This window comes from Pseudomonas sp. RT6P73, assembly GCF_054897715.1.
Genome location: NZ_JBUBUV010000002.1, coordinates 814,431 through 833,755 on the forward strand (window position 1 = coordinate 814,431; position 19,325 = coordinate 833,755).

General features: G+C 59.1%; 24 protein-coding genes. 22 read left to right on the top strand and 2 right to left on the bottom strand.

Translation table 11 applies throughout. The annotated features are described in order from the left end of the window. Positions 1 to 24: 24 nt before the first annotated feature. The 20 genes from ACYZT6_RS04130 to recX all read left to right on the top strand — a co-directional run bounded on the left by ACYZT6_RS04130 (position 25) and on the right by recX (position 16,100). Positions 25 to 372 carry a phage tail tube protein gene (locus tag ACYZT6_RS04130; protein ID WP_123511965.1) on the top strand — a complete coding sequence of 116 codons (348 nt, stop codon included), beginning with the start codon at positions 25 to 27 and terminating at the stop codon, positions 370 to 372. Further along, positions 369 to 665 carry a phage tail assembly protein gene (locus ACYZT6_RS04135; RefSeq protein ID WP_054047093.1) on the top strand — a complete coding sequence of 99 codons (297 nt, stop codon included), beginning with the start codon at positions 369 to 371 and terminating at the stop codon, positions 663 to 665. Before ACYZT6_RS04130 ends, ACYZT6_RS04135 begins: the two co-directional genes overlap by 4 nt. 130 nt (positions 666 to 795) lie before the next feature. Then, a complete protein-coding gene (locus ACYZT6_RS04140) occupies positions 796 to 2,712 on the top strand; it encodes a phage tail protein (protein WP_462025839.1) in 1,917 nt (638 codons plus the stop codon). After that, the gene (locus ACYZT6_RS04145; protein ID WP_462025840.1) at positions 2,699 to 3,934 is read left to right on the top strand and encodes a DNA circularization protein; all 1,236 of its coding nucleotides are present in this window, start codon (positions 2,699 to 2,701) and stop codon (positions 3,932 to 3,934) included. Before ACYZT6_RS04140 ends, ACYZT6_RS04145 begins: the two co-directional genes overlap by 14 nt. Before the next feature lie 3 nt (positions 3,935 to 3,937). Continuing rightward, positions 3,938 to 4,987 (top strand): phage baseplate assembly protein, encoded by a 1,050-nt coding sequence (locus ACYZT6_RS04150; protein ID WP_462025841.1) that lies wholly within the window; start codon positions 3,938 to 3,940, stop codon positions 4,985 to 4,987. Positions 4,988 to 5,173: 186 nt separating this feature from the next. Then, positions 5,174 to 5,683, top strand: a complete 510-nt coding sequence (locus tag ACYZT6_RS04155) for a phage baseplate assembly protein V (protein WP_462025842.1) — start codon at positions 5,174 to 5,176, stop codon at positions 5,681 to 5,683. Continuing rightward, on the top strand, positions 5,683 to 6,081 hold the full coding sequence (locus ACYZT6_RS04160) for a phage GP46 family protein (protein ID WP_462025843.1): 399 nt from the start codon (positions 5,683 to 5,685) through the stop codon (positions 6,079 to 6,081). Before ACYZT6_RS04155 ends, ACYZT6_RS04160 begins: the two co-directional genes overlap by 1 nt. After that, positions 6,071 to 7,114 carry a baseplate J/gp47 family protein gene (locus tag ACYZT6_RS04165; protein ID WP_462025844.1) on the top strand — a complete coding sequence of 348 codons (1,044 nt, stop codon included), beginning with the start codon at positions 6,071 to 6,073 and terminating at the stop codon, positions 7,112 to 7,114. The genes ACYZT6_RS04160 and ACYZT6_RS04165 overlap by 11 nt, the downstream gene beginning before the upstream one ends. Then, positions 7,102 to 7,701: a YmfQ family protein gene (locus ACYZT6_RS04170; RefSeq protein WP_462025845.1), complete on the top strand. Its 600-nt coding sequence runs from the start codon at positions 7,102 to 7,104 to the stop codon at positions 7,699 to 7,701. Before ACYZT6_RS04165 ends, ACYZT6_RS04170 begins: the two co-directional genes overlap by 13 nt. An 11-nt stretch (positions 7,702 to 7,712) precedes the next feature. Beyond that, on the top strand, positions 7,713 to 8,864 hold the full coding sequence (locus ACYZT6_RS04175; protein WP_462025846.1) for a phage tail protein: 1,152 nt from the start codon (positions 7,713 to 7,715) through the stop codon (positions 8,862 to 8,864). Further along, a complete protein-coding gene (locus tag ACYZT6_RS04180; protein ID WP_462025847.1) occupies positions 8,861 to 9,376 on the top strand; it encodes a phage tail protein in 516 nt (171 codons plus the stop codon). The genes ACYZT6_RS04175 and ACYZT6_RS04180 overlap by 4 nt, the downstream gene beginning before the upstream one ends. 123 nt (positions 9,377 to 9,499) lie before the next feature. Continuing rightward, positions 9,500 to 10,594: a phage tail protein gene (locus tag ACYZT6_RS04185; protein ID WP_462025848.1), complete on the top strand. Its 1,095-nt coding sequence runs from the start codon at positions 9,500 to 9,502 to the stop codon at positions 10,592 to 10,594. Positions 10,595 to 10,601: 7 nt separating this feature from the next. Beyond that, positions 10,602 to 11,162, top strand: coding sequence for a tail fiber assembly protein (locus ACYZT6_RS04190; protein ID WP_462025849.1), 561 nt, complete (start codon positions 10,602 to 10,604; stop codon positions 11,160 to 11,162). Positions 11,163 to 11,195: 33 nt separating this feature from the next. After that, positions 11,196 to 12,407 carry a carbohydrate-binding protein CenC gene (locus tag ACYZT6_RS04195; protein ID WP_462025850.1) on the top strand — a complete coding sequence of 404 codons (1,212 nt, stop codon included), beginning with the start codon at positions 11,196 to 11,198 and terminating at the stop codon, positions 12,405 to 12,407. A gap of 13 nt (positions 12,408 to 12,420) precedes the next feature. After that, complete coding sequence (locus ACYZT6_RS04200) at positions 12,421 to 12,822, top strand: phage tail assembly chaperone (RefSeq protein ID WP_462025851.1); 402 nt, start codon at positions 12,421 to 12,423, stop codon at positions 12,820 to 12,822. A 3-nt stretch (positions 12,823 to 12,825) separates the two neighbouring features. After that, a complete protein-coding gene (locus tag ACYZT6_RS04205; protein WP_462025852.1) occupies positions 12,826 to 13,389 on the top strand; it encodes a glycoside hydrolase family 19 protein in 564 nt (187 codons plus the stop codon). After that, complete coding sequence (locus ACYZT6_RS04210; RefSeq protein ID WP_462025853.1) at positions 13,371 to 13,907, top strand: lysis protein; 537 nt, start codon at positions 13,371 to 13,373, stop codon at positions 13,905 to 13,907. The genes ACYZT6_RS04205 and ACYZT6_RS04210 overlap by 19 nt, the downstream gene beginning before the upstream one ends. 80 nt (positions 13,908 to 13,987) lie before the next feature. Then, positions 13,988 to 14,488: a CinA family protein gene (locus ACYZT6_RS04215; RefSeq protein ID WP_462025854.1), complete on the top strand. Its 501-nt coding sequence runs from the start codon at positions 13,988 to 13,990 to the stop codon at positions 14,486 to 14,488. An 83-nt stretch (positions 14,489 to 14,571) separates the two neighbouring features. Continuing rightward, complete coding sequence (gene recA / locus ACYZT6_RS04220) at positions 14,572 to 15,624, top strand: recombinase RecA (RefSeq protein ID WP_282376924.1); 1,053 nt, start codon at positions 14,572 to 14,574, stop codon at positions 15,622 to 15,624. A gap of 8 nt (positions 15,625 to 15,632) precedes the next feature. Beyond that, positions 15,633 to 16,100, top strand: coding sequence for a recombination regulator RecX (gene recX, locus ACYZT6_RS04225; protein ID WP_462025855.1), 468 nt, complete (start codon positions 15,633 to 15,635; stop codon positions 16,098 to 16,100). A gap of 55 nt (positions 16,101 to 16,155) precedes the next feature. On the opposite strand, the gene ACYZT6_RS04230 is transcribed toward recX, so the two are convergent. Beyond that, positions 16,156 to 17,274, bottom strand: coding sequence for an LOG family protein (locus ACYZT6_RS04230; RefSeq protein WP_462025856.1), 1,119 nt, complete (start codon positions 17,272 to 17,274; stop codon positions 16,156 to 16,158). Positions 17,275 to 17,750: 476 nt separating this feature from the next. Here ACYZT6_RS04230 and ACYZT6_RS04235 point away from each other — a divergent pair, with 476 nt between their 5' ends. After that, positions 17,751 to 17,945, top strand: coding sequence for a hypothetical protein (locus ACYZT6_RS04235; RefSeq protein WP_462025857.1), 195 nt, complete (start codon positions 17,751 to 17,753; stop codon positions 17,943 to 17,945). Here ACYZT6_RS04235 and ACYZT6_RS04240 read toward each other — a convergent pair whose 3' ends face one another. Beyond that, positions 17,946 to 18,371 carry a PA3611 family quorum-sensing-regulated virulence factor gene (locus ACYZT6_RS04240; protein ID WP_462025858.1) on the bottom strand — a complete coding sequence of 142 codons (426 nt, stop codon included), beginning with the start codon at positions 18,369 to 18,371 and terminating at the stop codon, positions 17,946 to 17,948. Between the two features lie 189 nt (positions 18,372 to 18,560). On the opposite strand from ACYZT6_RS04240, the gene ACYZT6_RS04245 reads away from it, so the two are divergent. Beyond that, positions 18,561 to 19,319: a tRNA-uridine aminocarboxypropyltransferase gene (locus tag ACYZT6_RS04245; protein ID WP_462025859.1), complete on the top strand. Its 759-nt coding sequence runs from the start codon at positions 18,561 to 18,563 to the stop codon at positions 19,317 to 19,319. The last annotated feature ends 6 nt before the right edge of the window (positions 19,320 to 19,325 follow it).

Consider the following 19,325-nt stretch of genomic DNA (forward strand, 5'->3'; position numbering starts at 1 on the left):
TTTTTATTTGAAGGGAGAAACACCATGGGTCAACTGATTGCGGGCACCTGCTACGTCAAAGTGGATGGCGCTCAACTGACCATCAATGGCGGCTGCGAAGCGCCACTGATGTCCACCAAACGCGAAACCGTCGTACCGGGTTTCTACAAGGAAACCGACATTGCGCCGTCGTTCAAAGTGACCGCGCTGCACACCCCGGACTTCCCGCTCAAGCAGCTGGTGGCTGGCGTCGACATGACCGTCACCTGCGAATTCAGCAACGGCAAAGTCTACGTGCTGGCCGGCGCCTACCTCGTCGATGAACCGGCATCCAAGGGTGACGACGCCTCGATCTCGCTGGTCTTCAACGGTGTGAAGGGGACCTGGCAATGAGCGGCGCCGTGAAGCTTCAGGTTGCGATTGAAGCCCACGGCGAGCCCTTGACCGAACTCAACCTGCGCCGTCCGACGGTGCAGGAAGTTCGAGCGATCAAGGCGCTGCCGTACAAGATCGACAAGAGCGAAGAAGTCAGCCTGGACATGGACGTTGCGGCCAAATACATCGCGGTCTGCGCCGGCATCCCGCCGTCGTCGGTCAACCAGTTGGACCTGGCTGATCTCAACGCGTTGAGCTGGGCCGTCGCGAGTTTTTTCATGAGTGCGGCGTCGGAGCCATCACCGACCTGATCGCAGTCGCCTATGACCTGGCCTGGTTCTGGAAGGTTGACCCCGAACAGATGATGGCCAGGCCACTGGATGTGCTCCGGGAATCCCTGGAGCACGCGCAACGGATCAATGCGATGCAGCAGGTGCAGTGATGGCGAACACACAGATAAACATGAGCCAGACGAATATCCTGGCCACGGTGAACATGATCGTGGTGATGCAGGGCGCCAAGAAACTGGACGCCGAGCTGAAAGGGATTCGGGGCAAAGTCGCAGCATTCAAGAAAAGCATGGAGGACAGCGGTCTCAAACCGCTGGACCTCTCCGGTTTTATCTCCGGCGGCGGGTTGTTGAAGCCGTTCCAGGACGGCATTAAAAAAGCTATTGCGGCTCAGGATGAGCTGGCAAAAAAAGCCATGGCCCTCAAGGGGCTGAAAGTGCCCAAGGTGGTCTCGGGGGAAACCTCTGCCAACCTTGCAAAATTCAACAAATCCCTCGACGACATCTCGCTGAAGATCGGTCAGGCGTTGCTCCCGGCGGTCAATGGCATTGTCACCGCACTCACACCGGTAGTGACCGCCATCGGCCAGTTCGCAGCGAATAATCCCTACCTGGTAGAAGGTTTGGCGGCGGCTGCGGTGGCGTTCACCGTGGTGACCGTCGCTGCAATGGGGTTTGCGACGGTGATGGGTATCTTGACATCGCCGATCGGCCTGATTGCCGCTGCCATTGCCGCAGCCGTCGCGATCATAGTGATTGGTGCGCGTTTGATCATCGATAACTGGGCATCGATCTCAGGATTCTTTTCCGGGCTCTGGACATCCATCAGCGCCGATACCGATGTCGGGATTTCGACGATCAAACAAAGCTGGAACAAGCTTGGCACGGGCATGTCGCAAACCCTGGATCGGATCGGGACTTCTGCCCGCACAGCTTGGGAGGGCATCAAAGCGGACTTTTTCGCTGGCGCCAGCAGCGTCGTCACAGGGACCACCGAGCGCTTCGGAAAACTCCAGGCGACGTTAGGTGAAAACTGGTCTTCAGCCAGTGGTGGGGTAACCGATTTCTTTGACCGTGCGACGGTGAAAACGGTGGCCGTATATGAGGCACTTAAATCCCGATTCAACTGGTCACCGAGAGAAGTGATGGCTGGGATCTGGAAGTCGGCTGGCAGCGTTGTGACCGATTTCTGGAACAGCGCTACGGCGAAAACGTCGGCCGTATATGAGGCACTCAAATCCCGATTCAACTGGTCGCCGAAAGAGGTGATGGCCGGGGTCTGGAATTCGGCAGGCGGCGTTGTGACCGATTTCTGGAACAGTGTTGCGGCAAAAACAACAGCAGGATATGAGGCGCTTGGATCGGCATTCTCCTTCTCTCCTTCGGCGATGATCGAAGGCCTGTGGCAGCCGCTGGCGGGAGTGTTTTCCGCGCTGTGGGATGTGCTTCGCGCATCGGCGACAGCGTTTATGGACGGTTTTCGCGGTTTGTTCAGTGGTTCGCCGGTTGAAAGGGTGACCGCTGCCTGGGAGGGCTTGAAGGGTTACTTTTCCGGTCTGTGGACATCGTTGACTGCTGATGTGCAACCGATTCTGGATACGTTCGGTTCGCTGTTCGGTCAGTCGCCGATGGAAGCGATCAAGCAAGCCTGGGAGCCGATTTTGGGTTGGTTCAATGAGCTGTGGACAAAACTCCAGAGCCTTATCGGGCCGATCAAAAATCTGCTGGGCGGCGGCGTTGGCGGCTTGGTCGCGAGGATCACCGGCCAGCCGGGTGCTGACGGCGAGAAAGGCCAGGCCCCAGCCCCTTCGTTCTTCGGTAAAGACATTGATGCCCCGCACGCCTCGTCGGGATTGCCCGGCAACCTGCCACAACACTCCAGCGCCCTGATTCAACAAAGCGCCGCCAATAACCGCACGCAACTCGAAGGCGGCCTGACCGTGCGCTTCGAAAACGCGCCGGCCGGCCTGCGCACCGCTCAACCGCAAACCAATCAACCGGGGCTGACGCTCAACTCGCGTATCGGTTACCGCTCACTTTCGCTTGGAGGTTCCAATGAACTGGCGTGACCGTTTATTGCCGGCGTCCTTTCGAGGTGTCGGTTTCTGGGTCGATCAGACGAAAACCCCGGTCGGCAAAAAGGGCCAGTTGCACGAGTACCCGCAGCGAGACCTGCCGTTTTTCGAGAATCTTGGCCGGCAGGCGAAGATTCACGACCTGACGGCATTCATTGTCGGCCCCGATTGCCTGGAGCAGCGCGACAAACTGCTCAAGGCGCTGGAGCAGGGCCGGGGGGAACTGGTCCATCCGTGGCTGGGACGGCTGCAGGTCAAAGTCGGCGAATGCGATATGACCCACACCCGCCAGGACGGCGGGTTGGTGACCTTTACGCTGAAGTTTTACCCCGATGAACCGCTGCCGTTTCCGACCGCGACGGTCAGTACGCAAAAGGTGCTGCTGGCGAAAGCCGACACCCTGCTGGGCTCGGCAGTGGCGCGTTTTGAGCAGGTGATGACCCTGATCAAGGCCGCCCGGATCGGCATCGCCAATCTGCGCAACAGCCTCACCGGCGTTTTTGAGGTCATCAAGGAACAGCTCAAACCGCTGATCGAGCAATACCGCCAGATCACCGAACTGGTCAAGGCAGTCAAGGAGTTGCCCAAGGAAGTGGCGGCGGAATTCAAGGGACTGCTGGGCGACATCAAGTCGCTCAAGGACTTCGCGAAGGAGGGTTATCGTGGCGTGATTGCCGACGTCTCCCAACAGCTCGAAGCCATTCGCAAGGCAGACGCGCCGAAGCTCACCACCGGCAAGGACACCACCGCCGCCGCACAAGCCATGGCGGATCTGGTGCAGGACACGCTGTTGGTCAAAGTGGCGCAATGGGTGGCCTCGATGCCGGTGGCCACAAAGCCGGTGAAGACACCGTCGACACCCTCGCTGGAGCATCAGGCGATGCAACCGGTCAGCCGTCAGGAAGTGCCGGTCATCAACGATCTGCAAGTGTTGCAAAAGGCGCTGGTCGCAGCGATCAACCCGATGCTGGACAAGGCGGGGCCTGCGCACTACCAAGCCATCGACGATGTAAAACAGGCATTGATCGCACACCTCAAAGCGGTGGCGTCGTCTGGAGTGCGACAGGTCAGCAAGGCATTCCAGGAAAGCCTTCCAGCCCTGGTCGTGGCCTACAAGCAATTTACCGATGCGACACGGGTCACTGAAGTGACCCAAAGCAACGGTATTTCCCATCCGGGTTTTTTGCCGAACGCAGTGAAAGTCTCCGGGGAGTGAGCCATGAGCGAGCTGGATAATCGCGTCACGCTGACCGTCGGCGGGATGGAATACGGTGGCTGGAAAAGTGTGGACATCAGTGCGGACCTGGAGCGTCAGTTCCGCACCTTCAAACTCGACATCACCTGGCAATGGCCGGGGCAGACCGTGGATCAGCGGATCAAGGCCGGGGACAGTTGCGAGGTGCGAATCGGCAAGGATCTGGTGCTCACCGGTTACGTGTTCAAGGCGCCCATCAGCTATGACGGGCAGCAAATCAGCCTGAGCATCGAAGGCAGCTCGAACACCCAGGACCTGGTGGATTGCGCGGCAACCAACCGTCCGAACCAATGGCACGGCCAGTCCTTGCTGAGCATCGTCGAAGCGCTGGCAATGAACTACAGCGTGTACGTGGTCAGCGAAATCCCCGAAACCTCCCGGCTTAGCAGTCACACCATTGTGCCGGGGGAAACGGTGTTTCAATCCATCGACCGCTTGCTGTCGCTGTTCCGGGTGTTTTCCACTGATGATGCCCAGGGTCGGTTGGTGCTGGCCCGGCCGGGCAGCGGTGGGCGGGCCAGCGATGTACTGGAACTGGGCAAGAACATTCTCTCGGCCAACGCGCCGATGGATTACAGCCAGGTGTTTTCCGAATATCGGGTGATCGGTCAGCAAAAAGGGACAGACACGAAGAGCGGGACGGCCGTCAGCGAAGTTGAAGCGGTCGCGGCTGACCTGAGCTTCAAGCGTCGGCGCACCACCGTGATCAACGAAGGCACGCAACTGACGTTCGAACTGGCGCAGCAGCGGGCCACCTGGGAAAGCACCACCCGTATGGGCAGGGCGCTGGCGACCACCTATCAGGTGCAGGGTTGGCGCCAGTCCAACGGTGATTTATGGCGTCACAACACCCTGGTGCGGGTCAAGGACCCGGTGCTCGGATTTGATGACGACATGCTGATCTCCAAAGTGACTTATTCACTGTCGGCACAAGGCTCGGTCACCACCCTGCAAATCGCCCCGCCGCACACCTTCGACGCCAATCCCGAGCCACCCAGGAAAACTTCAGCCTGACGCTGTACCTGTGGGAACGGGAACTCCTGTGTGTGCGAATGCTATGAACGACACAGGCCAGTGTGGGAGCGAGCCTGCTCGCGAAGACGGCCTCACATTAACCGACGATATCGACTGGCAGGCCGCTTTCGCGAGCAGGCTCGCTCCCACGTTGGTCTGCATCGGTCCTGATTTAAAGGAAACCCAATGAGCCTACTGACACGCCTCCTGGCGCGCGGCACTGTCGTGCTCGCCAATTCGGCATCCAAGCTGCAATCGCTGCAAATGCGCCTCACCGCCGGCGAAGTGAACGATGACATGGAGCACTTCGAACCCTACGGTTTCACCAGCAACCCACTGGCCGGCGCCGAGGGCATCGCCACGTTTCTGGGTGGTGATCGTTCCCACGCCATCGTCCTGGTGGTCGCCGACCGCCGCTATCGTCTCCAGTCCCTGGCCGCCGGTGAGGTGGCGATCTACACCGACGAAGGCGACAAGATCCACTTCAAGCGCGGGCGGATCATCGACATCCAGACCGCGACCCTGAACATCCGCGCCAGCACCGCGGTGAACATCGACACCCCGACCCTGACCCAGACCGGCAAGATCGTGTCCCAGGGCGACCAGGTCGCGGGCGGCATCAGCCAGATCAAACACGTGCATGTCGGCGTTCAGGCAGGCAACGGCCAGACCGGCGTGCCGGCGGGAGGTCAGTGATGTTTATCAGCCAGAACCTCCACGCCGCCCTGATCCGCTCGGTGCTGATCAGCCTGTTCACCTGGCGCCGCGCCGCCGATGACGATGCCCTCGATGACGAGGAACGCTTCGGCTGGTGGGGCGACACCTTTCCCACCGTTGCCGACGACCGTATCGGCTCGCGGCTGTGGCTGCTGCGCCGGGTCAAGCTGACCCGGCAAACGCAGATGGACGCCGAGTTCTATGCCCGCGAAGCCTTGCAATGGCTGATCGACGACGGCCATTGCAGCGCCATCGACATCATCAGCGAACGCCTCGACGCCCAGCGCCTGAACCTGCGCACGGTCCTGACCCTGGCCGACGGCGAGCGCCTGGACATCAACCCTGAAAACAGTTGGCAGGTGATCTATGCCGTTTGAAACCCCTTCGCTGCCGGTGCTGATCAAGCGCACCCAAAGCGACCTGGCCGGCGATTCGCTGCGCCAGTCCGATGCGCAAGTGCTGGCCCGTACCCTCGGTGGCGCCGCTTATGGTTTGTATGGCTATCTCGACTGGATCGCCGAGCAGATCCTCCCGGACAAGGCCGAGGAATCGACCCTGGAGCGGATCGCCGCCCTGCGTCTGAACCAGCCGCGCAAAGCCGCGCAAGCTGCCAGCGGCAACGTCAGCTTTACCGCCAGCGCCGGCGCCGTGCTGGACGTCGACACACTGCTGCAGTCGAGCGACGGTCGCACCTACAAAGTGACCGCTTCGCGCACCACCAGCAATGGCCTCAACAGCACGACCATCGCAGCGCTCGACGCTGGTAGCCTGGGTAATGCCGATGCCGGCCTGACGCTGATTCCGGTGCAGCCGATCCTGGGGATTGTCGGTAACAGCTTCACGGTGCTGGCGCCGGGCCTGATCGGCGGTGTCGCCCGGGAAAGCCTGGAATCGCTGCGCTCCCGGGTGATCAGTTCGTATCGGATCATCCCTCACGGCGGCTCGGCGCAAGACTATGAAACCTGGGCCCTGGAATGCCCCGGCGTGACCCGTGCCTGGTGCCGCAGCACCTACGCGAAGCTGGGCATCGTCAACCTGTACATCATGCGCGACGACGATCCGCAACCGGTACCGAATGCCGCGCAACTGGCAGCCGTGCAGGCCTACATCGAACCATTGCGACCGGTCACGGCAGAGTTACACGTGCTGCCGCCGGTGCAAGTGCCGGTCACATACACCATCAGCCTGACGCCGGACACCAGCGCTGTGCGTGCTTCCGTCGAAGCGCAATTGCGTGACTTGCACAACCGCGAGGCCGGCCTTGGCGAGGCTTTGCTGATCAGTCACATCCGTGAAGCCATCAGCAGCGCCACTGGCGAAAACGACCACACACTCATCTCGCCTACCACCGACATCATCGCAGACAGTAACCAGTTGCTGACCTTCGGGGTGTGCATATGGCAGGCATGAGAACCGCCGCGCAATACCATGCGCAACTGCGCAGTCTGCTGCCCAGCGGCCCCGCCTGGGACCCCGAGCGGGTTCCGGAACTGGAGAATGTGCTGGACGGTATCGCCCAGGAACTGGCCCGACTCGACGCCCGCGCCGCCGATCTGCTCAACGAAATGGACCCGGCTGGCGTCAGTGAACTGGTGCCGGACTGGGAGAGGGTGATGAACCTGCCCGACCCGTGTCTGGGTGCCACGCCACTGTTCGAGGATCGTCGTCTCGCCGTGCGTCGTCGGCTGTTGGCGGTCGGCAGCCAGGCGGTCGGCTACTACCTTGAGATCGCCAAAAGCCAGGGCTACCCGAACGCCACCATCACCGAACTCGAAGCCCCACGCATGGGCCGATCGCGTTTCGGTGCGGCGCACTGGGGCACCTGGGAAGCGCAGTTCATGTGGACGCTGAACACCGGCGGCCGCTTGCTACTGGGCCGGCGTTTCGGCGCCAGTTACTGGGGCGAGCGGTTTGGCATGAATCCGGGCTCGGCCCTGGAATGCCTGATCCATCGCAGCGCACCGGCGCATACCAAGGTGCACATCAATTATGACTAGGGAGTAGTGAGATGGATTTTCCAACGAAAGTGCCCAGCGCCGGGTTGGTGGACGGTAAGTTCATCGATGAGAACCCGGTGACCGGGACGCCGGGGTCGTTGATTCCGGCAAGCTGGGGTAATGGGGTGACGCAGGAGATTGTGAATGTGATCAAGGCCGGGGACCTGACTCCGGACGAGACGAAGTATGACCAGTTGCTGCAAGCCATTCAGAGCGTTTCGGCCAAGGGCTGGAATCTGGATTGCGCATTGCCGATTGGCTCGCTGCCGACACCCACTGTGGCTACAGCGGACGGGCGACTGTCGGTGACTCCGATGGCGGCGTCTACCAGCGGCGGGAAGGTGTCGATTCCGTCCGGGGTGTTGGTCAGTCTGGGCCAGGAAGTGGTGGCGGGGCAGTTGGGACGGTCGCGCACGTTTACCACTCAGGCCTGGAGCAGTGCGGAGATGTTGCCGAGTGCCTGGTATTTTTTAAGGGCTCAGGTGGTGGGAGGTGTGCTCAAGTTCTACACCCAGCGTGGCAGTCTGTATGACCTTGCCCCCGCTTCCTTGAAAGGCACGCCAGATGCGGCGGGGGGAGGCGGTTTTCAATCGACACCGCTGGACATGTGTCTCGCCTGGATCATTAGCAGCACACCTGGATCGGTGCCATCAGTGTTCCCGATCTACAACCGTTCGCGACTCACCTGGACGCAAACCGTAAATGGCACAGGCGCCATTTATCTACCTCTCGATCCCCATGCGCGTTCGGCACGCCTGATCGTTGGCAACCCGACGCCCTCGGCGACGGATATCTCCGGTGTAGCTTTTGCTCAGGCGGGTTGGGTGGGTGCCAACTACTGCTTCCTCTCACCGGCGCTGACGACCAGCTCCAACCATGACGGCGGTTGGACAACGCCAATGCCGTGTACGATTTTCACCAATAACTTTGTCAACGATGTAACGGTTACTACCCTGACCGCAAGTTTTGAACATTCGCAATTACGCTCGTTGTGGCAGTCCTATCAGGCGGAACACACATTGGGTTCGACCAGTGCCGTCAGCGATGAACTGCTGTTCAGCATGGGCATCAAGAACCATCCCGTGACTGACTATGTTTCGGGTATCGCGGTCAATTTCAGTGCCGCCGTCAATATCAGTTTTTCCTGGGAGCTGATTCGATGAACGTCATTCAAGAACTTCATCAATTCGAGGACGGACTTCGTCCCCCGCAACCTTCTGTTGCGCACGCATGGGATGGAGAAAAGTGGGTACCGGACGCTTCGAAAGTCGCGCTAATGGAACAACAGGATATCGAACGCCTGTGTGCCAGAGTTGATGCGGCGGCGGACTATGCGCGCAATGTTCTTGCTGGTGATCCGCTCAAGGCAATGGAATACACACAAGCTGCCGCTGAAGCCCAAGCCTTCGTGGAAGAAGGCTACCCGAAAAAAGCGGTGCCGCTCTCGGTGTCTGCCTGGGTCGTCAAAGGTCGCACTGCCAAACAGGCGGCGGATCAGATAATTGCCAAGGCTGTTCAATTCAACGAGCGACTGCTGACACTTCGAACGCTTCGCTTGAAGGCAAAAGAACAAATCAAAGTTCATATCGCCAAAGGTAAAACCGATCTCGCCAATCAAGTCAGTGATGACGCGATTGCCGCGATTCGCAACGTGGCGAGCGACCTCGCTGGCTAGTTCGTTCGAAATATCCGATGTACCCAACGCCCACTCACCCGTGGGCGTTTTTTTTATTCAAACATTGCCTGCAGTGCCGTTGTGCCAATGGCAGTGCAGGCGTTTATTACAGGGAGCAGAACGATGGATTATCCAAAAAGCATCCCCAGTATCGGACTGGTGAATGGTCGATTTGTCGACGAGAATCCGGTGGCCGGTACGCCTGGATCGCTGATTCCGGCGGTCTGGGGCAATTCGGTTACGCAAGAGATTCTGGGGGTGGTTGCTGGCGCGGGAATGGCACCCTCAGAATCGGACAACGGCCAGTTGCTCAAAGCCATCCAGTCGATCATCGGCGTGAGCAGCCCGATGCGTTCTATGGTCACCCGGCTAGCCGCATCGAAGATGCTGGCGCCAGAAGAACTCGGTTTGGTGTTGATTGACGCCAGCCCCGGCGCTGCCACCATCACGCTTCCGCCGGCCAACGGGGCCATGGGTGTTCGCGACGTCATTGTTCGACGCGTGGACAACAGCGGCAACCGTCTGGTTATTCAGGCTGCCGGCACGGATCGAATCCGGTTTCATACCCATCTATCTACGACCGGTTACACGTTCTTGGTGTTGATGGGCGGCGGCGACTGGTGGCAGCTGCGTAGCGATGGCGCCGGCAGTTGGTGGCCAGTGGGGCGGTTTGACAACACGCCGTTGGGTCGCCCGTTTTTCGAGACGACCACGCTGCTCAGCCCTGGCGGCTATGGGGCGCTCAACGGTACGGTCATGAATCGTGCGCAATGGCCGTGGTTGTGGGATCACGCACAACAATCGGGAATGCTCGGCACCGAAGCCGCTCGAGTGGGCAACGAAGGCAAGTGGACCAGTGGCGATGGTGCGTTGACGTTCCGTGGTCCTGAAGGTCGAGGGGAGTTTCTAAGGGTCTTGGACGAAGGGCGTGGCGTAGATACCGGGCGCGTCATGGGGGCCTTCCAGCCCGGAACCGCGCATTCCTATGCCATGGGTTCAAATGGTGGCGGTGCGGTAGGGTCGCGATGGAGTGACAGCCTTACCTCCATCGGTGCCGACACCCGTGAGGAGCCTCAATACGCAGGCTCACTCTTCAATGGTGGCCCGATCTATCCAGCCGGAACCAGCTATCAGATGGACCCTGCGGGCACCTTGCTCTATGTCTTCAAATCCCGACCACGCAACATCGCCTATCCCGGCCGCATCAAACTCATCTGAGGTGTCCATGTTTAATTATCTGATTGATAACACGGGCGCCTTGTCCGGGCCTGTCGAGTTTTTTGTGACGCCAGGTATTGGCATTCAACTACCCAGTAATGCCGTGGAACTTCCATTTGAATTACCTCCAGCGGAACAAGGGCGTACCTGGGTGTTGATCAATAACGTTCCGCGCGAAGTGATTGACCGGCGTGGTCTGGTGTATCGCAAAGAGGGTGGAGCCCAGCAGATCTGGAATGAACTTGGGGAGTTGCCCGACACCTTTACCACTGCTCCCTGGCCTGGAGAGTTTTATATCTGGCGTGCTAACACCTGGGAACTTAACGAACAGGCGCGGTTGGCGGATTTCAGTAATCAGGTGCTGGCCAAACGCGACGCCCTGCTTCGTGAGGCGGTCCTGCGCATAGCCCCTCTTCAATATGCCGAAGATATTGGCGACGCGACTCATGATGAGCAACTGGCATTGATGGAGTGGAAGCTCTACAGCGTTGAGTTGAATCGTCTTGAACGGCAACCCGGCTTTCCGACAGACATCGGCTGGCCGCAGGTTCCAGGTTCGAACCGGTGATTGTAAGTTTTCCCCATAACCAGAGTAGATAAGATGGACTATCCAAGAAGCGTAACCAGCGCGGGGCTGGTCAACGGTCAATTTGTCGATGAGAACCCGATTGCCGGAACCCCCGGTTCCCTGATTCCTGCCACTTGGGGCAATGCCGTCACCCAGGAAATTACCAACACCATCACTGCTGCCGGACTGATGCCTTCCGAAAATCAGACGGATCAGTTGAGCCTGGCCATTAAGGAGTTGGCGAAACTCGACCCGCAACAGAATTTTCCTGTGCAGGTTTATCGCAAAAACCTTCTGATTAACGGCAACTTCGATATCTGGCAGCGTGGGACAGCCAACTTGGGACCTTACACCGGGGCCTATATCGCTGACCGTTTTCGTTGCGACTGGAACGGGAACGCCGGGGTGAATGTTTCCAGGCAGAATTTTGCATTGGGTCAGACCGAGGTACCCAATGAACCCCGTTACTTTATGCGTTGGCAACAAATCACCGCGGGAGTTGGCGCCAGCGTACATAAAATCTCCCAGGCGATCGAATCGGTCAGGACCCTGGCGGGAAAAACCGCGACGCTGACGTTCTGGGCCAAGGCCGACACGGCGCGTCAGATCAATGTGACAGTCGCACAGTATTTCGGTGTTGGCGGTAGCGTGGATACGGTGACGCCGGTGGGCAGCTTTCAACTCAAGACTTCGTGGTCCCGATACAGTGCGACAATTCAAGTACCGTCCTTGGCAGGTAAGACACTAGGAAGTAGTGGTAATGACTTTCTGCGGCTGTCCTTCGACCTGCCGTTGAATGTTTTGCAAGTCATAGACCTGGCGCAGATCCAGTTGGAAGAGGGGCGAGTGTCAACGCCGTTCGAGCTCCGTAGCCCTGGCGATGAGTTGATGATGTGCCAGCGTTATTACGAAAAAACCTACAGTCAGGATGTCGCGCCCGGAAGCTTGATAGGTCCCTACGGTGCACTGTTATCCACAGTGAAACAGGGACAAACGGGGTTCGCCTCACAGCCCTTGGCTCAGTGGACTTTCAAGGTTGAAAAGAGAGCTATTCCAAGTCTCGGTTTGTATGCCACCACACCGAAGGGGAGTGCTGGGCAATGGCGTTCGGGAAGTGATGAAGTCTCGTCGGCTAATGCACGGACGATCGGGGTTTCGACTCGCGGTGTCTGGGTTGACAACTCCGATATCGGGCTGATCACTCAGACTTACTACATCCAGGCCACCGCCGACGCCGAACTTTAGGGAGCATTTTCTTATGAACTATCAACTTACTAAAGACCCGGACACTGTCATCCGTCTGCCTGACGGGGCAACCGTTCCCCTTCATCACCGTTTCTGGGATGAATATCAGCAATGGCTGGCGAGCGGTGGTGTGCCGCTGCCTGCGATGCTGGGTGCTCCGGAGGCGAAACCCGAACCAGCAACGGTTGCTCGAGCCTTGCGAGATCAAGAGTTGTCTGCCAGCCAATGGCTGGTCGACCGTGATCGCGATGAACAAGCGGCGGGCACTCCGATGACCTTGAGCAGTGATCAATATCATGAACTGCTGGATTACCGGCAGGATCTGCGCGACTGGCCCTCGATGGCCAACTTTCCAAAAGACTTCAGCAAACCCCTGGCGCCTGTCTGGTTAAAAACGACGGCCAATGGAACATGACCCATGTCTCTCACTTCAGCGCAGTTACAACAAATTTTCCCCAACGCCCGCTCCCAAGCGGGCGTTTTTATTTCTGCCCTCAATAGCGCCATGATCCACCGCAATATCAATACCCCGAAACGCATCGCCGCGTTCCTCGCGCAAGTCGGTCATGAGTCCGGGCAGTTGCAGTACGTTCGGGAGTTGGGCAGCAACCAATACCTGAGCAAATACGACACCGGCACCTTGGCCTTGCGTTTGGGCAACACGCCGCAAGCCGACGGTGATGGGCAGAAATACCGCGGTCGGGGCCTGATCCAGATTACCGGGCACAACAACTATCGCCAGTGCAGCCTCGGCCTGTTTGGCGATGAACGTCTGCTGTCGCTGCCTGAACTGTTGGAACAACCCCAATGGGCCGCCGAATCAGCCGCCTGGTTCTGGGAGCAGAACGGCCTGAACGAACTGGCCGACCGCGATCAGTTCAACAGCATCACCCGCCGCATCAACGGTGGGCTTAACGGCCTGCAAGATCGTCTGCAACTGTGGGCGCGGGCGAGGGCGGTGCTATGTCAGCCTTCGGTCTGATGCCGTTTTCTTGCCGGGCAATTGGCCTTGTTGTGTTACTGGCGGTGTTGACGGGTGGCTCGGCGGCGCTGGCTTGGCACTTTCAGGATTGGCGGTACGGCCGCCAACTCGCGGAGCAGGCCAGGCTGTACGCCGAGGCACTCAATCAACTGACACTGGCCGCCGCAACGCAGCAAAAGGCCGAGCAGGACAAACGCCTGGCGCTGGAGCAGCGTCTGTCGGCCAGCGAACAAACCCATTACCGAGCGCTTAGCGATGCCCAACGTGATCAAGGTCGCCTGCGCGACCGTCTTGCCACTGCTGATCTGCGCCTGTCAGTCCTCCTCGATGCCGGCGACGCCGCCTCAGGCAACTCAGTGCCAGCCTCCCCCAGCACCGGCGGCATGGATCATGGCGCCGTACGCGCCCGACTTGACCCGGCGCATGCTCAACGAATTATCGCCATCACCGACGCCGGCGACAGCGGACTGATTGCTTTGCAGGCCTGTCAGGCCTACGTCAGAGCCGTTGCTCGCTAACATTTTGATCGATCCCGTGCCTTGCAAGCGCAACCTGCTCGTGTACGGTAGTGCTCATTCCGCTCGCTCAGGAGATGACCGTGAAAGAAATCACTCAACTGGCCGCTGAACTTGGCAGGCGCTTGCAGGTTCTGAATGCCCACGTTACGGCTGCCGAGTCCTGTACCGGCGGTGGGATCTCGGAGGCGATCACTCGCATTCCCGGGAGCTCGGCGTGGTTCGAGGCCGGTTATGTGACGTATTCCAATCGGCAGAAAATCGAGCAGTTGAACGTTCCTTCCGAATTGTTCCCTACGGTGGGCGCGGTCAGCCGCGAGGTGGTCGAGGCGATGGTTCGCGGCGCCCAGGAAAAAAGCCGGGCGCATTTTGCCGTGGCGGTCAGCGGTGTAGCCGGCCCGGATGGAGGTTCGCCGAACAAACCGGTCGGCACGGTCTGGCTGGCTTGGGGCGTCGGTGAGCAGGTGTTCAGCGAGGTGCAGCACTTCGCCGGTAACCGCGATGAGGTCCGCCGACAAACGGTTAAGGCCGCGCTAGAGGGGCTGCTGCGTCATGCCGCTGGAGAAATCTCAAATCAGGGGTAGGCGATCCTGAAACGCTGTGGAATAATACTGGCTACTTATACAGGTGTTGGCCGTCAGGCCTTATTGATTACGTGAGGACTTTAATGGACGACAACAAGAAGAAAGCCTTGGCTGCGGCCCTGGGTCAGATCGAACGTCAATTCGGCAAGGGTGCCGTAATGCGTATGGGCGATCAGGACCGTCAGGCGATCCCGGCTATCTCCACTGGCTCTCTGGGTCTGGACATCGCGCTCGGCATTGGCGGTCTGCCAAAAGGCCGTATCGTTGAAATCTACGGTCCTGAATCCTCCGGTAAAACCACGCTGACACTGTCGGTGATCGCCCAGGCTCAAAAAGCCGGCGCGACCTGCGCATTCGTCGACGCCGAACACGCCCTCGATCCTGAATACGCCGGCAAACTGGGCGTCAACGTCGACGACCTGCTGGTTTCCCAGCCGGACACCGGCGAGCAAGCCTTGGAAATCACCGACATGCTGGTGCGTTCCAACGCAGTTGACGTGATCATCGTCGACTCCGTGGCGGCCCTGGTTCCGAAGGCTGAAATCGAAGGCGAAATGGGCGATATGCACGTGGGCCTGCAAGCCCGTCTGATGTCCCAGGCGCTGCGTAAAATCACCGGTAACATCAAGAACGCCAACTGCCTGGTGATCTTCATCAACCAGATCCGCATGAAGATCGGCGTGATGTTCGGCAGCCCGGAAACCACCACCGGTGGTAACGCACTGAAGTTCTACGCCTCGGTTCGTCTGGACATCCGTCGTACTGGCGCGGTGAAAGAAGGTGATGAAGTCGTCGGTAGCGAAACCCGCGTTAAAGTTGTGAAGAACAAGGTGGCTTCGCCGTTCCGTCAGGCCGAGTTCCAGATTCTTTACGGCAAGGGCATCTACCTCAACGGCGAGATGATCGACCTGGGCGTGCTGCACGGTTTCGTTGAGAAGTCCGGCGCGTGGTATGCCTATGAAGGCACCAAGATCGGTCAGGGCAAGGCTAACTCGGCCAAGTTTCTGGCAGACAATCCGGAAATCGCCACCAAGCTCGAGAAGCAACTGCGTGACAAGTTGCTGACTCCAGCGCCGGACGTCAAAGCATCGCCAGTCAAAGAGACGGCTGATGACTTGGCTGATGCTGATATCTGATTGATCCGATGACCGCCGTACTCGATACACTCGTCGCGGTGCGGCGAACCGCCATGGACCTGCTCGCACGACGCGAGCACGGTCGAGTCGAGCTGACGCGTAAACTGCGTCAGCGCGGCGCTCTCCCTGAAATGATTGACACAGCACTCGACCGCTTGACGGAAGAGGGCCTGCTGTCCGAATCCCGTTACCTCGAAAGCTTCGTCTCCTACCGTGCTCGTTCCGGCTACGGACCTTTGCGTATTCGCGAAGAACTGAGCCAGCGCGGCCTGCAACGTAACGACATCGAACTCGCCCTGCGCGAGAGCGGTATCAACTGGCAGGAGCAACTGGAAGAGACCTGGCGGCGCAAATTTGCCGGGCATTTGCCGATAGACGTCCGGGAACGCGCCAAGCAAGGGCGTTTCCTGAGTTATCGGGGATACTCCATGGAAATGATCGGCCGCTTGTTCAGCGGTCGGGGAACGGATGATTAATAAAAACGGCCCGCTATTTCGATAGCGGGCCGTTTTTTTTTGCCTCGATTTTGCCTCACGTCACCTTGGAAGGCTCTCGCGTGCGCTGTTGCGCCTTGGGTTTGGTATCGGCCCAGTTTTCCGGCAGGTTGATGTAGTCCACCAGTTCTCGCAGGCGGCCATGATCCCTGGCGTTGAAGTTGAAGGCCAGTCGCGCCAGATGACTGAACTGCGCTTCATCGTGCTCCTCGCCGTTATAGGCATGCTGATGAAAGTGGTCGCTCAGGCACAGATCGGCGAACGCTTCCTGCATGTCTTCGAGTGCCTGGTCGCTGAGCTTGTGGTTCATGCGGATCACGAACTGATGCTTGAGCCAGCGACTGGAGTGGAAGTTGCCATAGAACTGATTGATCTGCTCTACCGCTTCTTCGGCGCTGTAGACCAGGCTCACCAGCTTCATGTCGGTCGGCAGGATGTAGCGGTTTTCCTCCAGTTGATGGTGAATGAAGTCCAGCGCGCCTTGCCAGAACGTGCCGCCCGGCGCGTCCAGCAGCACGACAGGCACCAGCGGACTTTTACCGGTCTGAATCAACGTCAGCACTTCGAGCGCTTCATCCAGGGTGCCGAAACCACCTGGACACAAGACCAGCGCATCGGCCTCTTTGACGAAGAACAGCTTGCGGGTAAAGAAGAAGTGGAAGGGCAGCAGGTTGGCGGTGCCTTGAACGGTGGGGTTGGCATGCTGCTCGAAGGGCAGGGTGATATTGAACCCCAGACTGTGTTCCAGGCCGGCACCTTCATGGGCCGCCGCCATGATGCCGCCACCGGCACCGGTGATGACCATCAGGTCCGAGCGCGCCAGCGCGGCGCCGAGTTCCCGGGCCAGGCCATACAGCGGGTGTTCGATCGGTGTGCGCGCCGAGCCAAAAACAGTGACCTTGCGCCGCCCCCTGAACTGCTCGAGCGCGCGGAAGGCATGCTCCAGTTCGCGCAGGGCTTGAAGGGTGATCTTGGCATTCCAGCGGTTGTGATCTTCCTGGGCCATGCGCAGCACGGTCAGGATCATGTCGCGGTAAATCGGGATGTTGGGGCTATTGGGTGAAACCAGGTTGAGTTGCTCTTCGACCTTGCTGATGAGGTCGTGGCCGCTTTCTTCGAAATGACGGCTCAGGAGGTCATTCGGTTGGTAAGGCATTCACTTCTCCTTCTGCACAGAACCCTTGGCACCGACAAAACAGTCGTCAGCGCCGCGACACCTCATGTGTCGCTGTCTGCCCAAGCCCATGCCTGGGCGCTCCACCCGACTCGGTTCGAGTCGTCCATACAGGCTCTGTTTTTCCCTTGGATGAAAGAAACGTTCGCACAACAAGGCACGCGACGGGCAGCCCCTTTCCTGCCCTGAAAAGTGATCGTGAACACTCTGAATCTAGACCCTTACAGAGATTCTCGCTGACTTGATCATTGCGCCGTTAAGTCTTTCCTGGCAACCGCTTATTGACGATTTGCAAGGTGAATTCACCGTTCGTCAGAACGCCAGCCACGGGCTCAGCGCTCTGATTTACTAAGTTACAGGCGTGACACGACAACTTTGCGTCAAAGGCAGGACGCACGGTCCAAGCGGTTCAAGGATTTTTCGCTCAAACAGGGCGAGGTGCAGGGAGGCTGGACACCATGGCCAGAGTCATTCTGGAGATCGATACGCAACTGTATCGATTACTGAAGTCATCGGCCGAGACCCATCATTTGAGTCTCGAAGAGGAGTGCTGCCGGCGTCTGGAAGGCGCGGAGCGGCGTTCGCGTTATTTGCAGGCGTTGGTGGCAGAACTGCGCGCCGAGGATGAACAGCGGCGCGCCAATTCCCGATGATTACTTCTTCTTGGCCGGGCCCGCTTTCGGGCAATCCGATTCCTGATAGCTGGCGGAACCGACTGAGCGGTTGGTCTTCACCTCAGTGAAGTCGTAACGCATGACCGCGCCCTTGGCCATCAGTTTGCGGAACGATGGGTTGTTGCACACAGAGGCGCCCAGCTGGAAATACACGGCTTTGGGGTCGGCACGCATCTTGTTGGCGTGGCTGCTTTGTACGCTCAGATGATTGATCAGCGTGTTGCCTTCGACGGTGTAGCCCTGATCAAGAATGTCTTCGTTGATCGCCCGTGGAGTGCCAGCACTGCTTTGAGCGGCGACGTTTCGCAGCTCTCGGTTGAGATTCTGCTCACTCAAGGACGCAGCCTGAGCGCTGAAAGACGAGGCCAGCAAAATGGCAGCGGTGGGAACGATAAGGCGCAGCATGAAACTCTCCTGGTTCAGTGACTGGTGGTTCGACCCGTCACATGACTGTGCGTTCAGTGGCGGCGAATTATAGGGGACGAGGCCTGGACGGTACAGGCTTGCGCCGGTTGCTCTGATAAACTGCCGCGTCTTTGTGCCCTGTCGAGTGTTCTTCGTGTCGATTTTCTTTCCCCACCGGTGCTGCCTGCGATGAGCCCTGTAACCCCACCCTTTGCTGCAAACGCCGTCGCCCGCTTGCGCGACGAGCGAGAGGAGGAGGGCATCAAGCCGATTCAGGCCCGTGGCTGGAGGGCACCGCGTTGCCGTGCCTGCCGTGTGATCGAGAGTCACTGCCTGTGCGCCTGGCGCCCGCAGGTCGAGGCCCGCTCTGGCGTGTGCCTCATCATGACCAACAAAGAAGTGTTCAAACCGAGCAACACCGGTTGGCTGATCGCCGACGTGGTGCGCGACAACCATGCCTTTATCTGGTCACGCACCGAAACTGATCCGCAGTTGCTGGCGCTGCTGGCCGACCCGCAATGGCAGCCGTATCTTGTCTTTCCGGGTGAATACGTCGAGCCTGAGCGCGTGACGAACACCGTCGAAGCCGATAGCACCAAGCGGCCATTGTTCATTCTGCTCGACGCAACCTGGACCGAAGCCCGGAAGATCTTCCGCAAGAGCCCGTATTTTGATCGCCTGCCGATCCTGAGCCTGCTGCCCGAGAAACTGTCGCGGTACCGGTTGCGTCGGTCGACCCGCAGCGAGCATTTGTGCACCGCCGAAGTGGCGGCTTTATGTCTGGATCTTGCGGGCGATACCGAGGCGGCATCGGCACTGGACGCTTATTTCGATGTGTTCAGCCAGCATTACCTGGACGCGAAACACCAGCTGGACATGAACGTTGCAACGCCAGCCCACACCGAACTGATGCCTTTCGTGCAGAACACGGCTCCGGGCATCTGCTGATTGTCG

Bases quoted from the DNA above. Each gene is read 5' to 3' on its own strand.
- recA (WP_282376924.1), top strand. From the start codon at position 14,572: ATGGACGACAACAAGAAGAAAGCCTTGGCTGCGGCCCTGGGTCAGATC.
- ACYZT6_RS04165 (WP_462025844.1), top strand. From the start codon at position 6,071: ATGCCGTTTGAAACCCCTTCGCTGCCGGTGCTGATCAAGCGCACCCAA.
- ACYZT6_RS04240 (WP_462025858.1), bottom strand. From the start codon at position 18,371: ATGCTGCGCCTTATCGTTCCCACCGCTGCCATTTTGCTGGCCTCGTCT.
- ACYZT6_RS04180 (WP_462025847.1), top strand. From the start codon at position 8,861: ATGAACGTCATTCAAGAACTTCATCAATTCGAGGACGGACTTCGTCCC.
- ACYZT6_RS04185 (WP_462025848.1), top strand. From the start codon at position 9,500: ATGGATTATCCAAAAAGCATCCCCAGTATCGGACTGGTGAATGGTCGA.
- ACYZT6_RS04135 (WP_054047093.1), top strand. From the start codon at position 369: ATGAGCGGCGCCGTGAAGCTTCAGGTTGCGATTGAAGCCCACGGCGAG.
- ACYZT6_RS04170 (WP_462025845.1), top strand. From the start codon at position 7,102: ATGGCAGGCATGAGAACCGCCGCGCAATACCATGCGCAACTGCGCAGT.
- ACYZT6_RS04200 (WP_462025851.1), top strand. From the start codon at position 12,421: ATGAACTATCAACTTACTAAAGACCCGGACACTGTCATCCGTCTGCCT.
- recX (WP_462025855.1), top strand. From the start codon at position 15,633: ATGACCGCCGTACTCGATACACTCGTCGCGGTGCGGCGAACCGCCATG.
- ACYZT6_RS04235 (WP_462025857.1), top strand. From the start codon at position 17,751: ATGGCCAGAGTCATTCTGGAGATCGATACGCAACTGTATCGATTACTG.
- ACYZT6_RS04210 (WP_462025853.1), top strand. From the start codon at position 13,371: ATGTCAGCCTTCGGTCTGATGCCGTTTTCTTGCCGGGCAATTGGCCTT.
- ACYZT6_RS04150 (WP_462025841.1), top strand. From the start codon at position 3,938: ATGAGCGAGCTGGATAATCGCGTCACGCTGACCGTCGGCGGGATGGAA.
- ACYZT6_RS04155 (WP_462025842.1), top strand. From the start codon at position 5,174: ATGAGCCTACTGACACGCCTCCTGGCGCGCGGCACTGTCGTGCTCGCC.
- ACYZT6_RS04140 (WP_462025839.1), top strand. From the start codon at position 796: ATGGCGAACACACAGATAAACATGAGCCAGACGAATATCCTGGCCACG.
- ACYZT6_RS04195 (WP_462025850.1), top strand. From the start codon at position 11,196: ATGGACTATCCAAGAAGCGTAACCAGCGCGGGGCTGGTCAACGGTCAA.
- ACYZT6_RS04230 (WP_462025856.1), bottom strand. From the start codon at position 17,274: ATGCCTTACCAACCGAATGACCTCCTGAGCCGTCATTTCGAAGAAAGC.
- ACYZT6_RS04205 (WP_462025852.1), top strand. From the start codon at position 12,826: ATGTCTCTCACTTCAGCGCAGTTACAACAAATTTTCCCCAACGCCCGC.
- ACYZT6_RS04160 (WP_462025843.1), top strand. From the start codon at position 5,683: ATGTTTATCAGCCAGAACCTCCACGCCGCCCTGATCCGCTCGGTGCTG.
- ACYZT6_RS04145 (WP_462025840.1), top strand. From the start codon at position 2,699: ATGAACTGGCGTGACCGTTTATTGCCGGCGTCCTTTCGAGGTGTCGGT.
- ACYZT6_RS04130 (WP_123511965.1), top strand. From the start codon at position 25: ATGGGTCAACTGATTGCGGGCACCTGCTACGTCAAAGTGGATGGCGCT.
- ACYZT6_RS04245 (WP_462025859.1), top strand. From the start codon at position 18,561: ATGAGCCCTGTAACCCCACCCTTTGCTGCAAACGCCGTCGCCCGCTTG.
- ACYZT6_RS04175 (WP_462025846.1), top strand. From the start codon at position 7,713: ATGGATTTTCCAACGAAAGTGCCCAGCGCCGGGTTGGTGGACGGTAAG.
- ACYZT6_RS04190 (WP_462025849.1), top strand. From the start codon at position 10,602: ATGTTTAATTATCTGATTGATAACACGGGCGCCTTGTCCGGGCCTGTC.